Source organism: Agrobacterium pusense, from assembly GCF_900102105.1.
GTDB lineage: Bacteria > Pseudomonadota > Alphaproteobacteria > Rhizobiales > Rhizobiaceae > Agrobacterium > Agrobacterium pusense.
Window position 1 is genome coordinate 634,681 of record NZ_FNBB01000002.1, and the last position, 24,266, is coordinate 658,946.

Here is a 24,266-nt window from a genome sequence, read left to right on the forward strand (position 1 = left end):
CGGGTCAGGCCGCGCCTTTACGAAGCGCGGCGGCCGTGCCCTCCGGGTCGACGGCGATGACCTTGAGATAAGCGCGGGCCGGCTGGTCCGGCTCGCTACGTCCCTGTTCCCAATCACGCAGGGTACCGAGCGGAATATGATAACGCGCGGAAAACTCTTCCTGCGTCAGCTTCAGGGCCCGGCGAATGATCTTGATGCGCGGCATTCTGGGAGCCGCAGCAAGTTGCTCGGCAGAAAGCGGCGGATTGTCGGGGTCGGCAAGCGCATTCGCCTCCGCCTCTTCATCGGTCATGGCGTGAAGGCGGGCCCAGTCTGTTTGATCGATTTTACCAGCCATTGTCGTCGTATTCCTTGCGCTCCGCGCGTGTCGCCTTTCGTGCCGAGATGATGCGGATCACTTCGCTGCGTTCGGTATAGATCACAGTCAGAACCAATCCGTTGCCCAACCCCACTATACGTCGTCGGACTTCGCCGTAATTAGCCGAACGATCCTCGATATCCACGGCAAATGGATCCTCAAAAACCTTGCGGGCCGTTTCAAAGCTGACGCCATGTTTGGCGAGATTGGTTAAAGCTTTTCGGTCATTCCACTCGAAAGATAACATTGTGGACTACGGGTTTCCAGTAGTGAAAGGGATAAAATATCAAAAGAAGAAGGGCTCTTTCATATCTGAAAGAGCCCTCAAGACTAGTCGTTTTTTGGTGGTGTCTAAGCTAACGCTCAGCTGCAACCGCTCGTCGCACCACAAGTATCGCACTTCTCGCAAGTGCCGTTCCGCACCATCGTGAAGTTCTGGCATTCCGAGCACATGTTGCCCGTATACCCCTGAGCGATCGAGCGCATGCGGCGTTCGTTTTCGACCTTCTTGGCTTCCGTCTTGGCCGAAGCGGCGTCTGCGGCGGCCTTATCGGAGAAGAGGGCGGTTGCCGTCTGCTGGGCTTCCTGGACGACCTCGTCGATCACTTCTTCGGCGATTTCTTCGGCCAGTTCCTTGGCGCGCTCTTCATAGTCCCGCTTGAAGGAGACGATTTCGGAGGTTGCGATGGCGACTGTCGGTTCCAGCTTGCGGGCGGCAGAGCCTGCAAACGAGGTCACGTTGGCCGAGGCGCGGGCAGGGGCTGCCGTTGCCGAACCCTTGGGCTCGGAAGCGGTGCGTTCGCCGTCATTGCGAGACACGATGGTCGGCTTGTAACCGCGGGTCCAGCCGGTGGAAACGAGGTTGGTCTTGCCTTCCTGGATACCCTTGCCGAGCGCCGTGTTGGAGAAGTCGGACGTATCGACATGGGCGAGATCGTGGCGGCCGAGATAGGAGACGGCGAGTTCGCGGAACACGTAGTCGAGGATCGACGTGGCGTTCTTGATCGCGTCGTTGCCCTGCACCATGCCGGCCGGTTCGAACTTGGTGAAGGTGAAGGCCTCCACATATTCTTCCAGCGGCACGCCGTATTGCAGGCCGAGCGAAATGGCGATGGCAAAGTTGTTCATCATTGCGCGGAAGGCAGCGCCTTCCTTGTGCATGTCGATGAAGATTTCGCCGATGCGGCCATCACCGAATTCACCGGTGCGCAGATAGACCTTGTGACCGCCCACAGTTGCCTTCTGGGTGTAACCCTGACGGCGGTTCGGCAGCTTTTCACGCTCGCGTGAGACACGCTCGATGACGCGTTCGACGATCTTTTCGGTGATCGTCACGGCCTGCTGTGCGGCGGGCTGCTGGATCAGGTCTTCGATCAGGTCTTCGTCGTCCTCGTCTTCCACCAGCGACGCATTGAGCGGCTGGGAAAGCTTGGAACCATCACGGTAAAGGGCGTTGGCCTTCAGCGCCAGCTTCCAGGAGAGCATGTAGGCTGCGCCGCAATCCTCAACCGTCGCATCGTTCGGCATGTTGATCGTCTTGGAGATCGCGCCGGAGATGAAGGGCTGTGCCGCCGCCATCATGCGGATATGCGATTCGACGGAGAGGTAACGCTTGCCGATCTTGCCGCAGGGGTTGGCGCAATCGAAGACGGGCAGATGCTCGTTCTTCAGGAACGGTGCGCCTTCCAGCGTCATCGCGCCGCAGACGTGAACGTTGGCCGCTTCGATGTCCTTCTTGCCGAAGCCGAGGTGCTCGAGCAGGTTGAAGCTCATGTCGGAGAGCTGCTCGTCGGAAACCTTCAGCGTTTCCTTGAGGAAGTCGGCGCCGAGCGTCCACTGGTTGAAGACGAACTTGATGTCGAAGGCGCTTTTCAGCGCGCCGTTGACGGCCTCGATCTTCTCATCGGTGAAGCCCTTGGCCTTCAGCGTCGAGGGGTTGATGCCGGGAGCCTGGTTGAGATTGCCATGGCCGACGGCATAGGCCTCGATCTCGGCGATCTGGCTTTCGGAGTAACCGAGCGAACGCAGCGCATCCGGAACGGCGCGGTTGATGATCTTGAAGTAACCGCCACCGGCGAGCTTCTTGAACTTCACCAGCGCGAAATCGGGCTCGATACCGGTCGTGTCGCAATCCATCACGAGGCCGATCGTGCCTGTGGGTGCGATAACGGTGGTCTGGGCGTTGCGGTAGCCGTGCTTTTCGCCAAGTTCCAGCGCCTTGTCCCAGGCGGCCGTTGCGTGGGCGATCAGGTCCTGATCCGGGCAGTCGCCATGGACGAGTGCGACCGGGTTGACCGACAGGCCCTCATAACCTTCCAACTGGCCAAGGGCGGCGCGGCGGTGGTTGCGGATGACGCGCAGCATGTTTTCGCGGTTGGGCGCAAAGCCCGGGAAGGGGCCAAGCTCACCGGCCATTTCGGCCGAGGTGGCATAGGACACGCCGGTCATGATGGCGGTGAGCGCACCGGCAATGGCGCGGCCTTCGGCGCTGTCATAGGGAATGCCCGAGGACATCAGGAGGCCGCCGATATTGGCGTAACCGAGGCCAAGCGTGCGGTACTCATAGGAGAGTTCGGCGATCTGGCGCGAGGGGAACTGCGCCATCATGACGGACACTTCGAGCACGACGGTCCAGAGGCGAACGGCGTGTTCATAATCGGCGATATCGATGCGCTTCGTCGCCTGATCCTTGAACTGCAGAAGGTTCAGCGAGGCGAGGTTGCAGGCCGTGTCGTCGAGGAACATGTATTCCGAGCACGGGTTGGAAGCGCGGATCGGACCGGCCGCCGGCGAGGTGTGCCAGTCGTTCATCGTCGTGTTGAAGTGCAGACCCGGATCGGCAGACGCCCAGGCGGCGTGGGAAATCTTTTCCCAGAGGTCGCGGGCCTTCAGCGTCTTCATGACCTTGCCGTCCTTGCGGGCGGTCAGGTTCCAGTCACCGTCATTTTCGACAGCGCGCAGGAAATCGTCCTTCAGCGAGACGGAGTTGTTGGAGTTCTGGCCCGACACCGTGAGGTAGGCTTCCGAATCCCAGTCCGTGTCATAGGTCTTGAACTGGATGTCCTTGTAACCCTGTTCGGCGAACTGGATGACGCGCTTGACGTAGTTTTCCGGCACCATGTCCTTCTTGGCGGCGCGGATTTCGCGCTTCAGGGCAGGGTTCTTGGCCGGGTCGAAGCAATCGCCGTTGTCAGCTTCGCAGTTGACGCAGGCCTTCATGATTGCCTTCAGGTGCTTGGCGACGATCTTGGAACCGGTGACGAGAGCGGCAACCTTCTGCTCTTCGTTCACCTTCCAGTCGATATAGGCTTCGATATCCGGGTGGTCGGCATCAACGACGACCATCTTCGCTGCGCGGCGGGTCGTGCCGCCGGACTTGATGGCGCCGGCTGCGCGGTCGCCGATCTTGAGGAAGCTCATCAGGCCTGACGATTTGCCGCCGCCGGAGAGTTTTTCGCCCTCGCCACGCAGATAGGAGAAGTTCGAGCCGGTGCCGGAGCCGTATTTGAACAGGCGCGCTTCACGCACCCACAGGTCCATGATGCCGCCTTCATTAACGAGGTCGTCCTCAACGGACTGGATGAAGCAGGCATGCGGCTGCGGATGTTCGTAAGCCGACTTGGACTTGGTCAGCTTGCCGGTGAAGGGGTCGACATAGAAGTGGCCCTGCCCGGGACCATCAATGCCATAGGCCCAGTGCAGGCCGGTGTTGAACCATTGCGGGGAGTTGGGGGCAACACGCTGAGTGGCGAGCATATAGGCAAGCTCGTCGCGGAAGGCGAGGGCATCTTCTTCGGACGAGAAATATTTGCCCTTCCAGCCCCAATAGGCCCAGGTGCCTGCCAGGCGATCGAAAACCTGGCGTGCATCGGTCTCGGAGCCGTAGCGCTCGGCTTCCGGAACATCCTTCAGCGCCTTTTCATCGGGCACGGAGCGCCAGAGGAAGGAAGGAACGTCATTTTCCTCAACCTTCTTCAGGAACTTCGGCACGCCGGCCTTGCGGAAATATTTCTGCGCCAGAACGTCGGTGGCAACCTGGCTGAACTGCGCGGGAACGTCGATGTCAGCCAGACGGAACACGATGGATCCATCCGGGTTCTTGATTTCACTGACGGCCTTGCGGAAGTCGATCTCCGCATAAGGCGATTGGCCGGGCTTCGTGAAGCGGCGTTCAATGCGCATGGTTTCTGTCCTCGTCCATTGGGCGCCCGGTGAAGGGCGCAAAAATTCGTTCCAGCCGTGCGATGCCTTCGCGCAGCCGGTTGTTGCCGATCTGATGGGATGTTCATCCTTGGATGTCATCCCTGTATCTCGTGTTTAAGATGGCTGCAAGCCTACTATATATAGTGTTAACACATTCTTGCTGCCAGTCCCCGCGTAATGTTTTTGGCGGTTCCGAAGGCGCAGAAAAGCCATCGGCGAACCGCCCCCTCATGGCCGGGACGCCGTTTGGACATGCGCGCTAAAGATGGAGAAGAACCGGCCTCGTTACTTTCCGGTTCGTTGCCGCCGCAACATATTTGTCACTTTCCTCTCGCGGCACAGATTCGTCAAGCCATAGATTGAAACCCATTTTTAACCACAAGATATTGTGTGGAGTGCCTGTGGAAAACGGGGATAGGGAAAGCTCTCAGAAAAATCAGTGACTTGGCGGAAAAATTTGAAGCTTGCGCCAGGCTGGTTTCCGCAACGGAAAGGCAAAACCCCGCATTTCCGGGGTGAGGCATAATGGCGACACTGCGGTTTTTCCGTGTTTTTCACTGTGGGCAAAAAGGCCTTTTCACACAAAAAAGCCGCCCCCGGGTGGGACGGCGAAAGAGTGTATATTGCTGGGGGAAGTCTTGCGCGGTTGGTGCATCCGCACTCCGTCACCCCGGACTTGATCCGGGGTCCAGCGCGATCAAGTCCTTGATCGCGAGAGACTCACGGCGCAGACGCGCCGTGGCTGGATTCCGGCTCAAGGCCGGAATGACGGATGAGAAAAAATGAGTCCCTTGTGGGCACTCAGCCGCGCGATCCCTTGGCGATCGGCTCCTGATAGGTGAAGCCCATGTCCCAGGGGAAATAGATCCAGGTGTCCTGGCTCACTTCGGTGACGAAAGTATCGATGGTCGGCACCCCCTTCGGTTTGGCGTAAACGCAGGCAAAATGCGCCTTCGGCAGCATCTCGCGCACTTCCAGCGCCGTCTTGCCGGTATCGGTCAGATCGTCGACGACAAGCACGCCTTCGCCGGCATCAACAGTCAGCTCGGGGGCTACGCCTTTCAACAGGACCGTATCACCCTGGTTGACGTAGTCATGGCGGGTGGCGATGCAGACCGTGTCGATCATGCGGATGTTCAGTTCGCGGGAAATGATCGCCGCCGGAACGAGGCCGCCGCGGGTGATGCAGACGATTGCCCGGAACTCTTTGTCGAGACCGGCAAGACGCCAGGCAAGCGCACGGGCGTCGCGGTGAAACTGGTCCCAGGAAACGGGAAAGGCTTTATCGGGAAGGGACATGTCGTCTACCATCTGGTCAAAATTGTCGATGGCTTTGGCTAATAGCCGCAAGACCGGCAAAAAGGCAAGCTTTGCGCTTATCCGGCGTGATTTTGGCTGAGAGAATGCCGCTTGTTTCTTCTCCCCTGGGTGGAGAAGGTGGCCCGAAGGGTCGGATGAGGGGCTGGCTCTCGGTCTATCTCTACCCTCGCCCCCTCATCCCGCTGCCGCGGACTTCTCCCCGGCGGGGAGAAGAAACCAGTGGCGGACGCTCCTTTCGAGCGAGATCGCGGGGGCTGGCGGCGCCATTTGCGCCGCATCCATATTCAACGCGACAGCAGCGTCATCGCCGTCATGGAATCGAGCAGCGTGCGGGTAACGCCGCCGAACAGCAGTTCCCACCAGCGGGAATGGCCGTAAGCGCCCATGACCAGAAGGTCGATGCTGTTATCGGAAAGGCGATTTTCGATGGCCGCCTGCGGCGAAAGGCCAGCAATCTTTTCCTGTGAGGTCACCGTCACGTTCACGCCGTGGCGGGCGAGCGTGGCGGCCAGTTCCGTACCGGCAAAACCGGAGGACTGCGTTTCGCTTTCTGCCTGGTCGACGGAGAATATCTCGACGCTGTCGGCGGCTTTCAGAAAGGGCAGGGCGTCGAAAGTGGCGCGCGTCGCCTCGCGAGAGCCATTCCAGGCGATCAGGACGCGTTTGATCGGTTTGGCGACGGTGAGCACATGCGGGACGAGGAGAACGGGACGGCCGCTTTCATAGAGAAAGCTGTCAATATCGGTGCGGCTGTCCGACAAAGCCGAGGAACTGCTCTGGCGGGCGACGACGAGATCGGCGCAACGGGCGCTGTCGATGGCAGAGGCGGAGGCGTAACCCACCGAGGTAACGAAGCTTCGCCATTCATGCGAGATGCCGTTGGCCGATAGCGTACGCTCGAAAAGCGTGCCGACATCGGTGGTTTCCTTGTGTGCCACATCCTGCAGGGCCTGCACGGTGGCGGGATCGGGAATTTCCATCGGCGCGACGAGGGGAACGGCGGCCAGCGTTTCCATGTGCAGGCCGATGACATGCGAGGAAAACTGGTCTGCAAGGCTCACCACGAATTCGCCGAGCTTCTGTGTGTTCGAAACATTGTCGACCACTGCCAATATCGTTTTGTAACCCATTTATCTCTCCTCGGTGACATCTAATTTCTGTGGGGAGAGTGGCCGCCTTTACAGGCCGCCACCTTGATTTTGGTCAAAGCCCGTTCGTCAAAGGCCCTTTCTCGCTCAAGCCGTTGCGTCGCCCTTGCCTGCCGCCAGTCTTTTCTCCTGTCCGATGGCTTCGATCATGGCCGCGACCGCATCCGCCGCGGCCTTCAGCACGCCTGCATCCCGGGCGCGCACCACGATTTCCGTCGAAAAGCGTTGCCCGTCATATTTCGGATAGGAACCGATGCTGGTTTCGGGATGGGCTTTCTGGATGGCCGTCAGCGGCGTGCCGATATCGCCTTCGCCATACGGTGAGCGTACGGCCTGCGACATCACCTTGGCGCCGGTGCGGAGCGTCGGCATGACGTTGTCGAGCATCGCCTGGAACACCTGCGGCACGCCGGCCATGACATAGACATTGCCGATGATGAAGCCGGGGGCGACGGAAACGGGGTTGGCGATGTGGGCAGCACCTTTCGGCATGCGCGCCATGCGCTTGCGCGCATCGGTGAATTCCATCTCACGGGTACGATACATGTCGCCAAGTATCCGCAAGGCTTCGGCATCGTGCTCGCAGGGAAGGCCAAACGCCACGGAAACCGCATCCGCGGTGATGTCGTCATGGGTCGGGCCTATGCCGCCCGAGGTGAAGACATAATCATAGCGGCTGCGTAGCGCATTCAGCGCTTCGACGATCGCGTCCTCCTCATCGGCAACGATACGCACTTCCTTGAGGTCGATGCCGGACATGGTCAGCACGTCCGCGAGGTGGCCGATATTCTTGTCCTTGGTACGGCCCGAAAGCAACTCGTCGCCAATGGCGAGCATGGCGGCGGTCACGACGGATTGAGCGGAAGAGGGGTTGGACATGGGTGTACTCGTCATCTGTTTTATCAGACGTTAGCCCCGCGCCCGATGATTGCAAAGCGGTTTTGAAAAAATGTATTTCGGCAAATAGTTGACGTCTCGCTTTTCCGTTCACTTATGGTGAACAGTGCGTATGCCGATAGGCCGCTGGCGTGGAAGGAGCCTGTGAGCTAGATTTTCATCACATGCTTGTAACGGGTCGCCGCTAATGATCATCACGTTTTTGAAAAGGCTTCTGGCCGGGACGCCGGAAACGATAAACCCAAAGGAAACAAAGAAAATGACGAAAGTTCTGGTGCTCTATTACTCTTCCTACGGTCACATCGAAACGATGGCCTATGCTGTTGCCGAGGGTGCAAAATCGGCGGGCGCAGACGTCGTCGTCAAGCGCGTTCCGGAACTGGTGCCCGAAGCGGTCGCCAAGTCTTCGCATTTCAAGCTCGACCAGGCGGCGCCGATCGCCACCGTGGACGAACTGGCTGAATACGATGCCATCATCGTCGGCGCCGGCACCCGCTTCGGCACGGTCGCTTCGCAGATGCGCAATTTCTGGGACCAGACGGGCGGCCTGTGGTTCGGCGGCAAGCTCGTCGGCAAGGTAGGTTCCGCCTTCACCTCTTCCGCCACCCAGCATGGCGGCCAGGAATCAACTATTCTCGGTTTCCTGCCGACCTTCCTGCACCACGGCATGGCCGTCGTCGGTCTGCCCTATGCCTTCCAGGGCCAGATGGGTGTCGATGAAATCAAGGGCGGCTCCCCTTACGGCGCCTCCACCATTACCGATGGCGACGGCTCCCGCCAGCCCTCCGAAGTCGAACTTGAAGGCGCGCGCTTCCAGGGCGCGCATGTGGCGAAAATCGCCGCCAAGCTTTCTGCCTGATCCTGAAAGTCCAGTGAAAAAGAAATGCGGCCCAAAAGGCCGCATTTTCTTTGCCGGTGGCATCATCACCAGCTATACCGCGATGCACTCCTGCGAAGCTCGTTCCCCGATCAGATCGGCAGGTTCACCATGAAGAGGCAGCTTGCAACCACGAAGCCGATCATCGAAATTTCAAGAAAACCGTTCAGTCCGTCACGCATTTCAATCCTCCTTGTTCGATCGAAAAGAGAACGGAAAAAGTTTAACGCGGTTCCATAACAGCAGAATGAAATTTAGGGATTCTTAACGCCTGATTTACGGCGTGTCAGCCGGTGACGACGAACGCCACGACGAGGTGGCCGAGAAGGCCGATCGCCAGGCAGGAGAGAAGAAAGATGAACAGGGCTTTTTTCATATATCCGGACGCTTTCCTCTGTATCGATCCATCGAACCATGAACTTGACGTTAGCGTCCCTGGCGCCTCCGTTGCGACGCGTGCCTGGGCCGTTACGCCTTGATGTCGAGCCCCGCTTCGATCGCGGCGGCGATGAAGGCCTTGCGCGCGTCTTCAGGCTTTTTCCTGCCGGCATCCACGGCGGCGCAGACCAGCAGCGCCTTGTCTAGTGCCTCGCCATCCTCCACCGGCCAGTCCTCGATCAGGGCCCAGGAGGCGGCCTGGGTTGTTTCGATGCTTGTATAATCACCCGGCGTTTCGAAGGCGATCAGGACGGGTTTCTGCCAGCGCGTGTTCATCGCTCATCCATGTTGGTTTAGCGCCCGGCTCTAAACGAAGCAGGCGGGATGCGCAATCCGTTTCGGAGCCGACCGGTGCGGTCAGTCGTCGCGTCCGAACAGCCATTCGCGAAGGATGCGCCGGTCAATGAGTTCCAGTGAGCGATCCGGCGCGATGCGATAGGTTTCCACCGCCCTTGTGCTGCTGTCTATGCGGAACTCATGGGTGAAGGTGCTGCCGATCGGTGACTTCGTCAGCTTCGTGCGCGGCTGGCCTTTATAGATGATGCTCCCGGGAATGGGCTCCACATAGGGTGCCGGACCTGCGGTCGTGCATCCCGCAAGCGCGAGCGAAAGGGCTATTGCGGCCGATGATGCGAGCGTTTTCATCCTGTCCTCCGAGGTCCATCTGCAAAAACTATATGGAGGCGCGGAGGTTCCCGGAAGCGGCGGATGCGGCAGTATTATTCCTTCCGACTACTTGCGCTTTGGGTTCTGAATGTCGCGCGCGACCCAGCGAAAGAAAAAATAGACGAGGAAGCCAAAGATGAAAAGCGGGATGAGGTTCGCAAAACCGGACATATGATTCTCGTTTCTCCCTCCCGTTACGGGGGTCTATCCGGAGAGGCTGAGACGAGGCAAGGGGTAGCACGCATGGTCGTCGGTAACATGTACGTGTGCCGACCTGCCTGCGGCAGGAGTGGGACGGAGCGAGGGAGGGGGCGGGAGAGATCCGGCGCACTGCCAGCGAAGCCGGATCTCTCCGTCTCCCGCCGGTTTCAGGGTACGGGGGACTGTCTTCAATATGGCGGACAACCGAAAATAGACATAGAGCGAGAAATTACCTCGAATAAATTGCAGCGATCCAGAACTCGCGATGGATGCGACGCGCGAGACTATGCACAGTTCCTCATCTTCACTGTCCGGGACATTGATCCGCCAGGCGCGGGGGACGGCACGCCCCTTCCGGCCGGACCAGCATGTCTGTGCAAAAGCGGTGTAACCTGTTGAAACGGCACGTCTGCCGTCATTCTTTCAGCCTGCTGGAGAGGCCGGAAGAGGGAACTTTTCACGCGCTGCGTCATTGAAGCAGTCGGACACATGCCAATAGTGGAGGGTTAAACATGCTCGGCACCATCCTTGTCATCCTGCTCATTCTGTTCCTCATCGGCGCGCTGCCAAGCTGGGGTTATCATAATTACGGTTACGGCCCTTCGGGCGGTCTCGGACTGGTGCTGGTCATCGTGCTGATCCTGGTTCTGATGGGACGGATTTGATCGACCGTTCCTGAAAATGCACAGGTTGCCCGCAGTCGAAAACGCTTCGGCTGCGGGCAATTTTTCGTCCGGAGCAGCGGGATGACGCGAAAAGCCATGTCATCTTAGTGACTTAGACAAGGTGGGCGGTTGAACTCCACGTACCCGGCTGAAAAAACACGACATTCGGAACGATCCCTCTTGCGCCCCAAATGGATTCGTTCTAAATGCCCGCCATCGCTCCATTGATGAGCGTGTGAGGCCTCGTGGCGGAGTGGTGACGCAGAGGACTGCAAATCCTTGTACCCCGGTTCAATTCCGGGCGAGGCCTCCAAAATTCTCCCACGGTACGATGATTTTTCCTGTTCCGCGTCACGATTGGCGACGTCTCGCCGTTTGTTCCGCGAAGAAAACCACTGCCATTCTGCTTTTTACCCCACATCCGTCTTACCGCGCTTGAAAGCGCGCTCTTGGCCAATTATGAGATTACTCAAAGGCGAGGGGAGGCCCGCGCCGTTTTGAGCTTTTGGAGCCGGGACTTCCCGACCGGCATCCGTGAAATTGAGGCGATAACGACATGATGGATTTCGAAACCGCGCGCGCCAATATGGTCGACAGCCAGCTGCGTACGACCGACGTGACTTCGCATTCGGTGCTGAAGGCGTTTCTGAGTGTGCCGCGCGAGGCATTCGTGCCGACGGGTGCACGGCAGATTGCCTATGTGGATGAGGATTTGCAGATCTGTCCCGCCCGGGATGGCCGCCTGGCCCGTTATGTCATGAAGGCCTCGCCGCTCGCGAAGCTGCTGCAGCTCGCGGCCGTTTCGAGGGAGGACGTGGTCCTGGAAGTCGGCGGTGGTTCCGGTTATGCGGCCGCCATCCTGTCCCAGCTTGCCGGCTCCGTCGTTTCGCTCGAATGCGATGAAGCGCTGGCCGCACAGGCGACCGAAACGCTCGCTTCGCTTGGCTATGACAATGTTGCTGTCGTCACAGGCGATCTCGAAAAGGGTTATGCGAGCGAAGCGCCTTACGATCTGATTTTCGTGAACGGCGCTGTCGAGGAAGTGCCGGCGGCACTTACCGAACAGTTGCGCGATGGCGGGCGTCTCGTCGTCGTTGTCGGATACGGCAATGCCGCAAAGGCCACCGTCTATCGCCGCGATGGCGCCAGCACGTCGGCCGCGACCTTCTTCAATGCTTCGGTCAAGCCGCTGCCGGGTTTCGCCAAGGCGGCCGAATTCGTTTTCTGATCACCGTACCATCATTCTGTTCTTGACGCCGGGGTGGAATTTCCACCCCGGCGTTTTTGTGAAGATTGGAAATTCATCCCGTGTGCGTCTTCGAGAACATCGCGCCCACAAAGCTGTGTATCATCACGAAACTTGTCGAATCAGTGATTTAGTTCGTGGCTATGCTACCCTAAACTAAGGTGATTCGGGGTGTGCGTATTTCTGCCCCGCATGACCCCTGCAGCGGGTTGCGAAGATGCGGAGCGTCTTTCTCAGGCCTGTTGCAGACTGTCGGCGCGGCGGTTGTTTTCGGCTGCCGCTGCCGTGATGTGCAGATTGAACAGGTGCGAAGTGCCCCTGGCATCCGAAGGGATGCGAGGCTGGGTGCTAGAGAGTGGAAACCGGGGATTGATATGGCTCAGCCAAGCGTAGCGCGTGAACCGTCCATGGAAGAGATTCTGGCGTCGATACGCCGGATCATCGAAAGCAACGAGCCAGGGCCCGCCGGCGCATTTTCCGGCCAGTTACCGCCGGTTTATGACGATGAGGACGAGGCGGCAGGCGACGCAACTTACATGACGGAGCCAGCCAGCCCGCCAGCCCGCGTCCCTCCGCCGGCAAACCAGGCCTTTGGCGCACGGCCTGCACAGGATTTTTCACCGGCTTATGAACAATCCCTGGCCGAGCCCCAGGAAATCCCCGTCGAAAAGACGATGTCGCTCGCCGATGTCGCCGCGCGGGTTCGCGCTGCCGCAGACCGCAACGCCGCCATGGGGCCGCAGGCCTTCGCCTCGCAGGGCCAGCGCGCGGCGATGCAGGCTTCTCCAGCTTCCTCTTCTCCCGCCGTGGCGCAGACCGAACGGGCCGCCCCACAGCGTCCGACGGATGTACGGCCGCTGATGGTGGCGGCTGCGGCAACTGCTGCGGAACAGCAGGCGCCCGCCGCTTCCGAGGACCGGGCCGCTGCCGCTGCCATTGAAAGCGCGCCTGTACCGGAAAACCATTTTGATCATATGGCGCTGCGCGGTGCGATTGAAACCGCCGTCGCCGAGGAAGTTTTCGACATCGACGTGCCGGAACCCATTGCCGAGGCGCCGTCACTCGATCTGGTTGCGCCGCAGCCGGAAGACAAAGCACAGGCCGGCTCCGACCTGTCGCTCAACCTCATCTCGGCCGCCGCGGGCGCGCAGATCGCGCGTTCCTTCAGTGAGCTGGCCGAGGTTTTCGACGGCGTCGAACGTCGTTCGATCGAGGACATGGCGGCCGAGATGCTGCGTCCGATGCTGCAGGAATGGCTGGAAGACAATCTGCCAACCCTGGTTGAGCGTCTCGTGCGCGAAGAAATCGAGCGCGTGGCGCGCGGCTCGCGCCGCTGATTTTACGCTGGCCGCAGGGCCGGGTGCTTCCCGCCCGCCTCGGGAGACGTGGCATTGGCGTTAAACAGGGGCCGCCCGGCACAGGGGCGGCTTTTTTATTGAAGATGAAAGCGTTATCGGGGCATAGTCGGCCATCGGGTCGCTCACGGAGCGTCCTGAGGGTCGGTTTCTGTTGACTCTCGACTGTCCATCCTTATTTAAAAAATCCACACAAGAACTCTAAAATTCAGGTCAGGAAATGCTCGAAAAGACCTACGATTCCGCCACCGTCGAACCGAAGATCGCCAAAGCCTGGGACGAGGCTAACGCTTTTCGTGCCGGCGCCAACGCCAAGCCGGGCGCGGAAACCTTCACCATCGTCATCCCGCCGCCGAATGTGACGGGGTCCCTGCACATGGGCCATGCGCTCAACAACACGCTGCAGGATATTCTGGTCCGCTTCGAGCGCATGCGCGGCAAGGATGTGCTGTGGCAGCCGGGCATGGATCATGCCGGCATCGCCACGCAGATGGTCGTCGAGCGCAAGCTGATGGAGCAGCAGCTTCCAGGCCGTCGCGACATGGGCCGCGAGGCCTTCGTGGAGAAGGTGTGGGAATGGAAGGCCGAATCCGGCGGCCTGATCTTCAACCAGCTGAAACGTCTCGGCGCGTCCTGCGACTGGTCGCGCGAACGCTTCACCATGGATGAAGGTCTCTCCGAGGCTGTTCTCGAAGTTTTCGTCACGCTCTACAAGCAGGGCCTGATCTACAAGGACAAGCGCCTCGTCAACTGGGATCCCAAGCTGCTGACTGCGATTTCCGACATGGAAGTCGAGCAGATCGAGGTCAAGGGTAATCTCTGGCACCTGCGCTATCCGCTCGAAAAGGGCGTTACCTATCAGTACCCGACCGCATTCGACGAGGAGGGCAAGCCCACCGAGTTCGAGACCCGCGACTATATCGTTGTCGCCACGACGCGTCCGGAAACCATGCTTGGCGATACCGGTATTGCCGTGAACCCGGAAGACGAACGGTACAAGGGCATCGTCGGCAAACACGTCATCCTGCCCATTGTCGGTCGCAGGATTCCCATCGTCGCCGATGATTACGCCGACCCGACCGCCGGTACGGGTGCGGTCAAGATCACGCCCGCGCATGATTTCAACGACTTCGAAGTCGGCAAGCGCTGTGGCCTGCGCGCCATCAATGTCATGAATATCGATGGTACCATCTCCATCAAGGAGAATGAGGATTTCCTCGAAGGCCTCGACCATCCGGCGGCGCTGCACGGCGCATGGGACCGGCTGGAAGGTCAGGACCGTTTTGCCGCCCGCAAGATCATCGTCGAAATTTTTGAGGAAGCCGGCCTGCTCGACAGGATCGAGCCGCACAAGCATGTGGTGCCGCATGGCGACCGCGGCGGCGTGCCGATCGAGCCGCGCCTGACGGACCAGTGGTGGGTCGACAACAAGACGCTGGCGCAGCCGGCGATTGCCTCGGTTCGCGAAGGCCGCACCAATTTCGTGCCGAAGAACTGGGAAAACACCTATTTCCAATGGATGGAGAACATCCAGCCCTGGTGCATCTCGCGGCAATTGTGGTGGGGACACCAGATTCCGGCATGGTACGGCCCGGACGGGCAGGTGTTCGTCGAGAAGACCGAGGAAGAGGCGCTGCAGGCGGCCATCCAGCATTACATCGCCCATGAAGGCCCGTGGAAGGCCTGGGTCGAGGAAAAGCTTGAGAACTTTGCTCCGGGCGAAATCCTGACGCGCGACGAAGATGTGCTCGACACCTGGTTCTCTTCCGCGCTCTGGCCGTTTTCGACGCTCGGATGGCCGGAACAGACGCCGGAACTGGCGCGCTATTATCCGACAAAGGTGCTTGTCACCGGCTTCGACATCATCCCCTTCTGGGTGGTGCGGATGATGCAGATGGGCCTGCATTTCATGAAGGACGACGCCGGTAACCCGGTTGAGCCGTTCAGCACGGTCTATATTCATGCGCTGGTTCGCGACAAGAACGGCCAGAAGATGTCGAAATCCAAGGGCAACGTCATCGACCCGCTGGAACTGATCGATGAATATGGTGCCGATGCGCTGCGTTTCACGCTTGCCATCATGGCGGCGCAGGGTCGCGACGTGAAACTCGATCCGGCACGTATTGCGGGTTACCGCAATTTCGGCACGAAGCTCTGGAATGCGACGCGCTTTGCCGAGATGAATGGCGTGAAGCGTGACCCGCATTTCCTGCCGGAAACCGCCTCGCTGACGATCAACCGCTGGATCCTGACCGAGCTTGCCAACACGGCCCGCGATGTGACGGCGGCACTTGAGAACTTCCGCTTCAACGATGCGTCAGGCATTCTCTACCGTTTCGTCTGGAACCAGTTCTGCGACTGGTATCTGGAACTGCTGAAGCCGGTCTTCGGCGGCGACGATGAAAAGGCCAAGTCGGAATCGCAGGCCTGCGCGGCTTATGTTCTGGATGAGATCTACAAGCTGCTGCATCCTTTCATGCCGTTCATGACGGAAGAGCTTTGGGCGCATACGGCCGGTGAGGGCAAGGAGCGCGACGATCTGCTTTGCCTTACCGACTGGCCGGAGCCGGAGTTCCGCGACGACGCCGCGGCTGCGGAAATCAACTGGCTGATCGATCTCGTGTCCGGCATTCGTTCGACGCGCGCCGAGATGAACGTGCCGCCGGGTGCCACTGCCTCGCTGGTGGTCGTTGGCGCCAATACCTCCACGGAAGCACGGCTCGATCGCCACGCCGCCGCTATCCGCCGTCTGGCGCGGGCCGATGAAATCCGTGCCGCCGATGTCGCGCCGAAGGGATCGGCCCAGATCATCGTCGGTGAGGCGACCATCTGCCTGCCGCTTGGCAATCTGGTCGATCTTGCGGCCGAAAAGGCTCGTCTCGAGAAGGCGATCGGCAAGGTGGACGCGGAAATGGAACGCATCGACAAGAAGTTGTCGAACGAGAAATTCGTGGCCAATGCCGATCCGGAAGTCGTTGCCGCCGAACGCGAGCGCAAGGCTGAGCTTGAAATTCAGCTCACAAGCCTGAGAACGGCGCTCACGCGGGTAAGCGAAGCGGGGTAACATGCCGCTTGCGGCTTTGCATGAACAAAAACGCCCCGCTAAAAACGGGGCGTTTTTGCTATGGAGCGACAGGTCGCCGTCTATCGATTGCTGCGTTGCAACGACGAATCATGTTGCTCGCTGGAGGGCGATCATTTCTCGCCATCTCGCGCTCGAAAATCTCCCGATCAGTCAAAAAAGCCAACAAAAACGGCGTGATAAGCGGCTTTCTTCGGGAAACGCGCGTGTGTGGTTATTTGGCGACAATTCCCGTCACGCGTGGGAAATTGTTTCATTTTGTGTCGTGTCGCTTCCGTTTAATTAGAAAAATAACCTAAAATGATTATGCAAGGGGATGGACATGAAATTCTTACGTAAAAAATGGAGAAGTGTCGCAGAACTGTGCCAGTGTGCGGCAGATTGTCATTTTCCGCGAAGCGCTTCACTCTTTTGATGATCACATTGCCTTGATTGGGGAGAGAGATGGCAAAAACTGCAATTTTTCGCGGCGCGGTATGTTTCGCAGTCAGCATCGCGGCGGTAACGCCTTCACTGGCCGGCGGTCTCGAGCGCGGCGGTTATAATATCGATCTGTTGTTCGATCCGTCCGATTACGTTCTCGACAGCTCCGCGACCTTCGTCGCACCGCAGCGCAAGGTAGAGAATGCGCGGGACAATCCGCTGAAAAGTGGTCCCTTGCCTGCATCCTGGTCCAGGACGGCAGATGATTCCGAAAACTTCTGGTCGACCCGCATCGGGGCCAAGGCATCGATCGGCGATTTCGGCGACTGCATGTTCGACTATTCACAGCCCTGGGGCGCGCATCTCAATCCCGGTATCTGGCAGGGATCGAGCTACAATATCGAAACCAAGGTCAAGTCGCACAATTACGCGACCACCTGCCGGGTGAAGTTCGATCTTGGCAAGGGTGACTTCTCGATTATCGGCGGCGGCTTCTATCAGGAATTGAGCGGCTATAAGTATCGTCAGGTTCTCGGGCCGGCCGTTCTGGGCCTCAATCCGGCCTGGTCCAGCTTCAGCGGCGTCGGCAAACTTGAGATGGAAGGTGACGGCTGGGGCTGGCGCGCCGGCATGGCCTACGAGATTCCCGAGATCGCGTTCCGCGCCAGCCTTGTTTATAACAGCGCTGTCGATCACGATTTGACCGGCTTCGCCGATGTTAGAGGGATCCCACAGACACCGCCATCCATATCTCCGACGCTTGCAAAATATGGCGGCAAGCTCGTGCCGATCTATGGCTCTGTTTCCATGCCAGACAGCATCGAACTAAAAGTTCAATCCGGCATAGCGCCCGACTGGCTTGCTTTCGGTTCCGTGAAGTGGACAGACTGGAGCCAGATTCAGGTCATTCCTTTCTGCGCGGTCGGCACATCTCCCTGCGTCCCAAGTGGCGCAGACACCCTGAACACGCTTGACCTGTTCTATCGCGACGGCTGGACGATCTCCGGCGGCGTTGGTCACAAGTTCAACGAACAGTGGAGCGGAGCCGTCAGCCTGACCTGGGATCGCGGTACGTCCACGGTCATCGGCACCCAGACAGATACGTGGACGCTCGGCACGCAGATTGTCTATTCGCCCAACAAGAACATCGAGTTCAAGATTGCCGGCGCTCTCGGCCTCCTGACCTCGGGTAGCTCCTCCATCAATGGCGGACCCTGCGGCGCTGGTTTCACCTGCGGCAACGAGGCAGGCTACGATTTCGGCAACGACCTCGTGGCAGCCATCTCGACGGGTGTGAAGGTCAAGTTCTGATCTGATCCTTTCGCCGATGCTAAAATAAAGGTCCGGTTTACCAACCGGGCCTTTTTTCATGTCCGACTATGATTCCTTCTCGACAAAATTTTCTGGCCCGAAAGTTTTGTGACGATTTGGCAACACTTTTCTGCAAGCGTGGGGTCGCGTTGGAATGTGAGCATATCTGTCCATTTCCCGCCACAAACAGGGTGCTTGGCTTATGTTTAGGGCAGCGGGATCGGAAGAACATGCAGGCGTTTGATGTGGGCCCGCGGGGTTGCAGAAAGTGAAAACAGGTTTGGATTCAGGGTTTAAGCAAGTAATACGGGAATTTCATCCGGATTTCTTGTTTGGCGCTGACCGGTGGATGGCGGAACGCCGTTATATTGCCGGAAATTATGCCTATATCTGTCTAACTGGAAAATTTGGGCAATTGCCGCAGGAGACCACCGGTGGTGCGCTGGAAAGTGCTGCCGGAAAGACGCAGTGTGTTCGAAAAATCGCGACCCGGCGGGGTTCGGCTTTGCAGTATTCCGCAAGTATTGGCTATATGCCGGGAAGAGTGAGAGAAGTTCGCTGAAATGCTGAAATGTGAAGCCAACGTTTTAAAGCCGCTCCTCATGGGCATGTTGCTTGCGTCGCTCGCAATGCCTGCCGCGGCTTTTGACATCAATGCGGGCGTGACCAAGGAATCCGGCCCCTTCGACCTGTTCAAGTTCGGCTTCAAGGCCTACAAGAACGGAAACAAGGGTGAAGCTGTCGAGGCCTATCGCTACGCGGCCGAAAAGGGCCATACAGGCTCGCGCTGGGCGCTTGCCAACATGTATGCCTATGGCGATGGCGTCGCCAAGAACGACTTCGAAGCTTTCAAGATCTACAGCGAAATCGCCAATCAGGGTGTCGAACCGGGCTCGGAGGATACGGGCTTTTTCGTCAATGCGCTGCTGTCTCTCGCTGATTATTACCGCCACGGCATTCCCGGAAGCCCCGTCAAAATGGACCTTTCACAGGCCCGACAGCTTTATTTCCAGGTTGCTTCCACCTTCGGTGTGGCTGAGGCCCAGTTCCGTCTGGCAGAGATGATTCTTGCCGGCGAGGGTGGCCGCGCGGATGTGCAGCAGGCAAAGAAATGGCTCAACCAGGCCCGCAAACACGGCCATGCCGGCGCCATGTCGATTTTCGGCAACCTGATCTTCCAGGAAGGCCAGACGACGCAGGGCCTCGCCTTCATGACGGCGGCGCTGGATAAATGCACGGCGGCGGACTGCACCTGGATTCAGAACCTGCAGGAGCAGGCCTTTTCGCTGGCGGGTGAGAACGATCGCCGCGCGGCAATCGCAATGGCGCAGACCATGCGGATTGACGATCCGGATTGAAAATTGCCGCGCCAGAGCTCGGTAAAGATGGCCTGTCAGCCAGCGGGGCTGAAATCGAAGTAACCGCAGACCGGCACGTGGTCGGATGGTTTTTCCCACGCACGCACATGTTTTTCGATGCTGACCGATTCCAGCCTGTCGGCTGCTTCGGCTGACAGCATCAGATGGTCGATGCGGATGCCGTTATTTTTCGGCCATGCGCGGGCCTGATAATCCCAGAAGGAATATAGTCCTGCTTCATCCGTCGTCGCACGTGCGGCATCGGTAAAGCCAAGGTTCTCCAGCTTGCGGAAGGCTGCGCGGGTCTTCGGCAGAAACAGCGCGTCACCTTCCCACACGCGGGGGTCGTGACAATCGAACGGTTCCGGAATGACGTTGTAGTCCCCCGCGAGGATCAGCGGCTCCTCGAACGCGAGGCGATCTTCGGCAAAGCGCCGCAGCCGCTCCATCCAGGCGAGCTTGTAGGGATATTTGACCGGATCGTCAGGCGGATTGCCGTTCGGCAGGTAAAGCGAGCAGACGCGGATGGCGCCACCGTCGACGGAAAACACGCCTTCGATGAAACGCGCCTGCTCGTCGGCATCATCACCCGGCAGGCCACGATTGACCTCATCGGGCTTCACCTTGGAGAGCAGGGCAACGCCGTTGAAGCCCTTCTGGCCGTGGGTCTCGACGTGATAACCAAGCGCCTCAATCTCCAGCCGCGGAAACCCCTCATCGACCGACTTGATCTCCTGAAGGCAGACGATATCAGGCGAAGAATCCTTCAGCCACTGGCAGAGGTTTTCGATGCGCGCCTTGACGCCGTTGATGTTCCAGGTGGCAATCTTCATCGGAGTTTCCCTTTTGTGAGGGTACTTTTACCCGATGCAAAAGCGATTGCCACCGTTTTTGGAAGGTGAAGGCGAGGATGTGGTGGATAGAGGGGAGGTTGGTAGAGTGAACTAGGCCGCGAAGTCAGCGTCATGTCTCTACCCCCTCATTCCTGTGCTTGTTACAGGAATCCAGCCGACGCGCGTCTGCGCGGCGGGGAGACAGGGATGAGGCAGGAGAGGGACGCGGATCACCTCAAAGCTGAGAGCATTGAGGCAGAGCCGCGGACCGTTTCACTCAGATCGAGAAGCTGGTGCCGCAGCCGCAGCTTGCCACGGCATTTGGGTTCTTGATCTGGAAGGACTGGCCGAGCAGATTATCGACGAAGTCGATTTCAGAGCCCGCCATATAGACGACCGAAAGGCTGTCGATCAGCACCTTGGCATCACCGCGCGCAATCACGATGTCGTCATCGGCGGGGTCTTCGGCCAGATCGAACTTGTAGGAGAAGCCCGAGCAGCCGCCGCCTTCGACGGAGACGCGCAGCGCCTGTTTGCCGGCATCCGCTGCAACGATCTGGGCGATTCGCTTCGCTGCTGCTTCCGAAAGGGTAATGTCGCTGTTTTCCATGTCGTTCCTCCTGCCGGGGTCAAGAACCGGAGAGCAATAATCTCGTTGTCACTATTATAAACCGGTCAAATTAACGGTCTATAGCCTGTGTGAGGGCGTCTGCGCGGCGATGATGCTTTGCGCTGACCTCTGCGATAGGTATGAAGGGTGAATGAAAAGGTCAATGGCCGAGACCAAAAGGAAGTCTCGGCCTTAAGAAGTCAACAGGTGGATGCATGATCATAGACCAGCGCGCATTGGGTTTCGGAAGTGGGGAGAGGGCGGTTTTCGCCTCGGATCCATGGACGACGCGCGGGCGTCTTTTTCCGGAAGAAGGAAGCCTGACGCGTTCCGAATTCCAGCGTGACCGGGACCGCATCGTCCACACGACAGCCTTTCGTCGCCTGAAGCACAAGACGCAGGTCTTCATCAGCCCCGACGGAGACCATTACCGCACGCGGCTTACCCACACCATTGAGGTGGCGCAGATCGCCCGCGCTCTGGCCCGCGCGCTGAAGCTGGACGAGGATCTGGCTGAAGGCGTGGCGCTGGTGCATGATTTCGGCCACACGCCTTTCGGCCATACCGGCGAAGACGCGCTGGATGCGGTGCTGTTGCCCTATGGCGGGTTTGACCACAATGCACAGTCCCTGCGTATCGTCACCAAGCTGGAGCGCCGTTATGCCGAATATGACGGCATCAACCTGACCTGGGAAACGCTGGAAGGTCTCGTCAAGCATAATGGCCCGCTGGTGAACGCGAAGGGTGAGGGGATCAAGGGGCCGGTTCCGCTGCCCATCCTCGAATATTGTGAGTTGCAGGATCTCGAGATCGGCAGCTATGCCAGCCTTGAGGCGCAGGTGGCGGCGATTGCCGATGACATCGCCTACAATACCCACGATATCGATGACGGTCTGCGCGCCGGTTATCTCACCTTCGAGATGCTGGAGGAGGTGCCATTCCTCAGCGGCCTGATGGCGCAGGTGCGGGCGAAATATCCCGTGCTCGACAAGGAACGTTTCGCCAATGAGATCATGCGCCGCCAGATCACTCACATGGTTGAGGATGTGATCGGCGTGGCGCAGCAAAATCTTGCCCGGCTGAAGCCGCACCGGGCTGCCGACATCAGGGCCGCCGATTTTACCGTCGCCACCTTTTCGCCCGAGATGGCCGAGACTGACAGGCAGATCAAGAAGCTGCTGTTTGCCCATATCTATCGGCACCCGGACATCATGCGCATTCGCGCCGGCGCGACGCAGATCGTCACCGATCTTTTCCACCGATATATGGAAACGCCGGCGGAAATGCAGAGCCACTACTGGGTGGACAGCATTTCCGGCATGAGCGTGGCCGCAAAAGCCCGGCATGTGGGCGACTATCTGGCCGGCATGACCGATAGTTATGCACTGCGCGCCCACCAGCGGCTGTTTGACCACACCCCCGATTTGAGATAGGGCAGCGGGCGATCGCGAAGCCGACCGGCTAAAATACCGGACATGAACAGAAGCCCTTCGCGCAGGTTGGAACGATGAACATTTTTGCCGATTTCGATACCAGGATCAAAAACGCGCTCGAGACGCTCGACCTCGTGAAAGAGAACCGCGAAAAGGTCGATTTCAGTCGAATTACCGTCGAATCCCCGCGTGATCTCAGCCACGGCGATGTTGCAACCAATGCCGCCATGGTGCTGGCGAAACCGCTCGGCACCAATCCGCGCGCCCTGGCCGAACTCATCGTGCCGGCGCTTCAGGCGGATGGCGATGTCGATAGCGTCAATGTCGCGGGTCCCGGCTTTATCAATCTCAAGGTGTCGGTTGGTTACTGGCAGCGTCTGCTGGCAGATATGATCAACCAGGGTATCGATTTCGGCCGCTCCACCATCGGTGCGGGCCAGAAGATCAACGTCGAATATGTCTCGGCCAACCCGACCGGCCCGATGCATGTCGGCCATTGCCGTGGCGCCGTGGTCGGCGACACGTTGGCGAACCTGCTCGCATTTGCTGGTTACGGCGTCACAAAGGAATATTACATCAACGATGCCGGCTCGCAGATCGATGTGCTGGCACGTTCGGTGTTCCTGCGGTATCGCGAGGCGCTCGGCGAAGATATCGGCACCATCCCGTCCGGTCTCTATCCCGGTGATTACCTCGTTCCCGTCGGCCAGGCGCTGGCCGATGAATATGGCATCAAGCTGCGCGCCATGCCTGAAGAAAAGTGGATGCCTATCGTCAAGGACAAGGCGATCGACGCGATGATGGCGATGATCCGCGAGGATTTGGCGCTTCTCAACGTCCGGCACGACGTGTTCTTTTCGGAGCGCACGCTGCATGAGGGCAATGGCGGGCCGATCCTGTCGGCCATCAACGACCTCACCTTCAAGGGCCATGTCTACAAGGGCACGCTGCCGCCGCCGAAGGGCGAATTGCCTGATGACTGGGAAGACCGCGAACAGACGCTGTTCCGCTCCACCGAAGTGGGCGACGATATGGACCGCGCGCTGATGAAGTCGGACGGTTCCTACACCTATTTCGCCGCCGACGTCGCCTATTTCAAGAACAAGTTCGACCGTGGTTTTTCCGAGATGATCTATGTGCTCGGCGCCGACCATGGCGGTTACGTCAAGCGTCTTGAAGCCGTCGCGCGCGCCGTCTCCGAGGGCAAGTCGAAGCTGACGGTTCTTCTGTGCCAGCTCGTCAAGCTGTTCCGCGACGGTGAGCCGGTGAAGATGTCGAAGCGCTCCGGCGACTTCGTGACCCTGCGCGACGTTGTCGACGAAGTGGGTCGCGATCCGGTGCGATTCATGATGCTTTATCGGAAGAATTCCGAGCCGCTGGACTTCGATTTTGCAAAAGTGACCGAACAATCGAAGGATAATCCGGTCTTTTACGTGCAATATGCGCATGCCCGCTCAATGTCGATCTTCCGGCAGGCGCAGGAAGCGTTTCCGGGCCTTTCTCCTTCGGCTGAGGAGATGGCGGCATCTGTATCTTTGATCAGCGATATCAATGAGTTGCAGCTGGTTGCAAAACTCGCGGAATATCCGCGCCTGATCGAATCCGCGGCCCTTTCGCATGAGCCGCACCGGCTTGCTTTTTACCTCTATGATCTCGCCAGTTCCTTCCATGGACACTGGAACAAGGGTAAAGACCATCAGGAATTACGTTTTATTAACGATAAAAACCGAGAATTGAGCATTGCCAGACTTGGGCTGGTGAATGCTGTCGCGAATGTTCTGAGGTCTGGACTGACGCTTTTAGGAGCGGACGCACCTGACGAAATGCGATAACATCTCACCA

General features: G+C 58.9%; 20 protein-coding genes and 1 tRNA gene. 11 read left to right on the forward strand and 10 right to left on the reverse strand.

The genetic code is table 11. The features are described 5' to 3' along the window. Positions 1-4: 4 nt before the first annotated feature. The 6 genes from BLU28_RS07955 to BLU28_RS07985 form a co-directional block, all read right to left on the reverse strand. Positions 5-337 carry a helix-turn-helix domain-containing protein gene (locus BLU28_RS07955; RefSeq protein WP_006698844.1) on the reverse strand — a complete coding sequence of 111 codons (333 nt, stop codon included), beginning with the start codon at positions 335-337 and terminating at the stop codon, positions 5-7. Continuing rightward, complete coding sequence (locus BLU28_RS07960) at positions 327-605, reverse strand: BrnT family toxin (RefSeq protein WP_004442197.1); 279 nt, start codon at positions 603-605, stop codon at positions 327-329. Before BLU28_RS07960 ends, BLU28_RS07955 begins: the two co-directional genes overlap by 11 nt. Before the next feature lie 116 nt (positions 606-721). Further along, entirely contained in the window at positions 722-4,540 is a 3,819-nt protein-coding gene (locus BLU28_RS07965; protein ID WP_077986310.1) for a vitamin B12-dependent ribonucleotide reductase, read from the reverse strand. Positions 4,541-5,362: 822 nt separating this feature from the next. Beyond that, complete coding sequence (gene gpt, locus BLU28_RS07975) at positions 5,363-5,860, reverse strand: xanthine phosphoribosyltransferase (protein WP_006698845.1); 498 nt, start codon at positions 5,858-5,860, stop codon at positions 5,363-5,365. Positions 5,861-6,165: 305 nt separating this feature from the next. Next, a complete protein-coding gene (locus BLU28_RS07980; protein WP_004442189.1) occupies positions 6,166-7,011 on the reverse strand; it encodes a universal stress protein in 846 nt (281 codons plus the stop codon). Between the two features lie 105 nt (positions 7,012-7,116). After that, on the reverse strand, positions 7,117-7,908 hold the full coding sequence (locus BLU28_RS07985) for a competence/damage-inducible protein A (protein ID WP_077986308.1): 792 nt from the start codon (positions 7,906-7,908) through the stop codon (positions 7,117-7,119). Positions 7,909-8,185: 277 nt separating this feature from the next. Here BLU28_RS07985 and wrbA point away from each other — a divergent pair, with 277 nt between their 5' ends. Next, positions 8,186-8,785 carry an NAD(P)H:quinone oxidoreductase type IV gene (gene wrbA, locus BLU28_RS07990; protein WP_004442185.1) on the forward strand — a complete coding sequence of 200 codons (600 nt, stop codon included), beginning with the start codon at positions 8,186-8,188 and terminating at the stop codon, positions 8,783-8,785. Between the two features lie 486 nt (positions 8,786-9,271). On the opposite strand, the gene BLU28_RS07995 is transcribed toward wrbA, so the two are convergent. Then, positions 9,272-9,517 carry a DUF982 domain-containing protein gene (locus BLU28_RS07995; protein WP_004442183.1) on the reverse strand — a complete coding sequence of 82 codons (246 nt, stop codon included), beginning with the start codon at positions 9,515-9,517 and terminating at the stop codon, positions 9,272-9,274. An 81-nt stretch (positions 9,518-9,598) separates the two neighbouring features. Then, entirely contained in the window at positions 9,599-9,886 is a 288-nt protein-coding gene (locus BLU28_RS08000; RefSeq protein ID WP_004442182.1) for a hypothetical protein, read from the reverse strand. 734 nt (positions 9,887-10,620) lie between these two features. Between BLU28_RS08000 and BLU28_RS08010 the strand changes: the two genes are divergently transcribed. The 8 genes from BLU28_RS08010 (at position 10,621) to exoR (ending at position 19,548) form a co-directional block, all read left to right on the forward strand. Continuing rightward, positions 10,621-10,773 (forward strand): DUF3309 family protein, encoded by a 153-nt coding sequence (locus tag BLU28_RS08010; RefSeq protein ID WP_004442177.1) that lies wholly within the window; start codon positions 10,621-10,623, stop codon positions 10,771-10,773. 239 nt (positions 10,774-11,012) lie between these two features. Continuing rightward, positions 11,013-11,086 (forward strand) — tRNA-Cys (locus BLU28_RS08015). A 243-nt stretch (positions 11,087-11,329) separates the two neighbouring features. Next, entirely contained in the window at positions 11,330-12,001 is a 672-nt protein-coding gene (locus tag BLU28_RS08020; RefSeq protein ID WP_077986307.1) for a protein-L-isoaspartate O-methyltransferase family protein, read from the forward strand. A 392-nt stretch (positions 12,002-12,393) separates the two neighbouring features. After that, a complete protein-coding gene (gene popZ, locus BLU28_RS08025; protein ID WP_077986306.1) occupies positions 12,394-13,356 on the forward strand; it encodes a cell division protein PopZ in 963 nt (320 codons plus the stop codon). 238 nt (positions 13,357-13,594) lie between these two features. Continuing rightward, complete coding sequence (locus BLU28_RS08030) at positions 13,595-16,438, forward strand: valine--tRNA ligase (protein WP_077986305.1); 2,844 nt, start codon at positions 13,595-13,597, stop codon at positions 16,436-16,438. 462 nt (positions 16,439-16,900) lie between these two features. Further along, positions 16,901-18,190 carry an outer membrane protein transport protein gene (locus tag BLU28_RS08035; protein WP_004442167.1) on the forward strand — a complete coding sequence of 430 codons (1,290 nt, stop codon included), beginning with the start codon at positions 16,901-16,903 and terminating at the stop codon, positions 18,188-18,190. A 268-nt stretch (positions 18,191-18,458) separates the two neighbouring features. Further along, positions 18,459-18,752: a hypothetical protein gene (locus BLU28_RS08040; protein ID WP_234704062.1), complete on the forward strand. Its 294-nt coding sequence runs from the start codon at positions 18,459-18,461 to the stop codon at positions 18,750-18,752. 1 nt (position 18,753) lies between these two features. Beyond that, positions 18,754-19,548: an exopolysaccharide production regulator ExoR gene (exoR, locus tag BLU28_RS08045; protein ID WP_004442165.1), complete on the forward strand. Its 795-nt coding sequence runs from the start codon at positions 18,754-18,756 to the stop codon at positions 19,546-19,548. A gap of 35 nt (positions 19,549-19,583) precedes the next feature. Here exoR and xth read toward each other — a convergent pair whose 3' ends face one another. Beyond that, entirely contained in the window at positions 19,584-20,381 is a 798-nt protein-coding gene (xth, locus tag BLU28_RS08050) for an exodeoxyribonuclease III (RefSeq protein WP_077986304.1), read from the reverse strand. A 277-nt stretch (positions 20,382-20,658) separates the two neighbouring features. Then, on the reverse strand, positions 20,659-20,991 hold the full coding sequence (erpA, locus tag BLU28_RS08055; protein ID WP_003515615.1) for an iron-sulfur cluster insertion protein ErpA: 333 nt from the start codon (positions 20,989-20,991) through the stop codon (positions 20,659-20,661). 215 nt (positions 20,992-21,206) lie between these two features. Here erpA and BLU28_RS08060 point away from each other — a divergent pair, with 215 nt between their 5' ends. Both BLU28_RS08060 and argS read left to right on the forward strand, forming a co-directional pair. Beyond that, positions 21,207-22,424: a deoxyguanosinetriphosphate triphosphohydrolase gene (locus BLU28_RS08060; RefSeq protein WP_077986303.1), complete on the forward strand. Its 1,218-nt coding sequence runs from the start codon at positions 21,207-21,209 to the stop codon at positions 22,422-22,424. Between the two features lie 74 nt (positions 22,425-22,498). Continuing rightward, a complete protein-coding gene (gene argS, locus BLU28_RS08065; protein ID WP_004442158.1) occupies positions 22,499-24,256 on the forward strand; it encodes an arginine--tRNA ligase in 1,758 nt (585 codons plus the stop codon). The last annotated feature ends 10 nt before the right edge of the window (positions 24,257-24,266 follow it).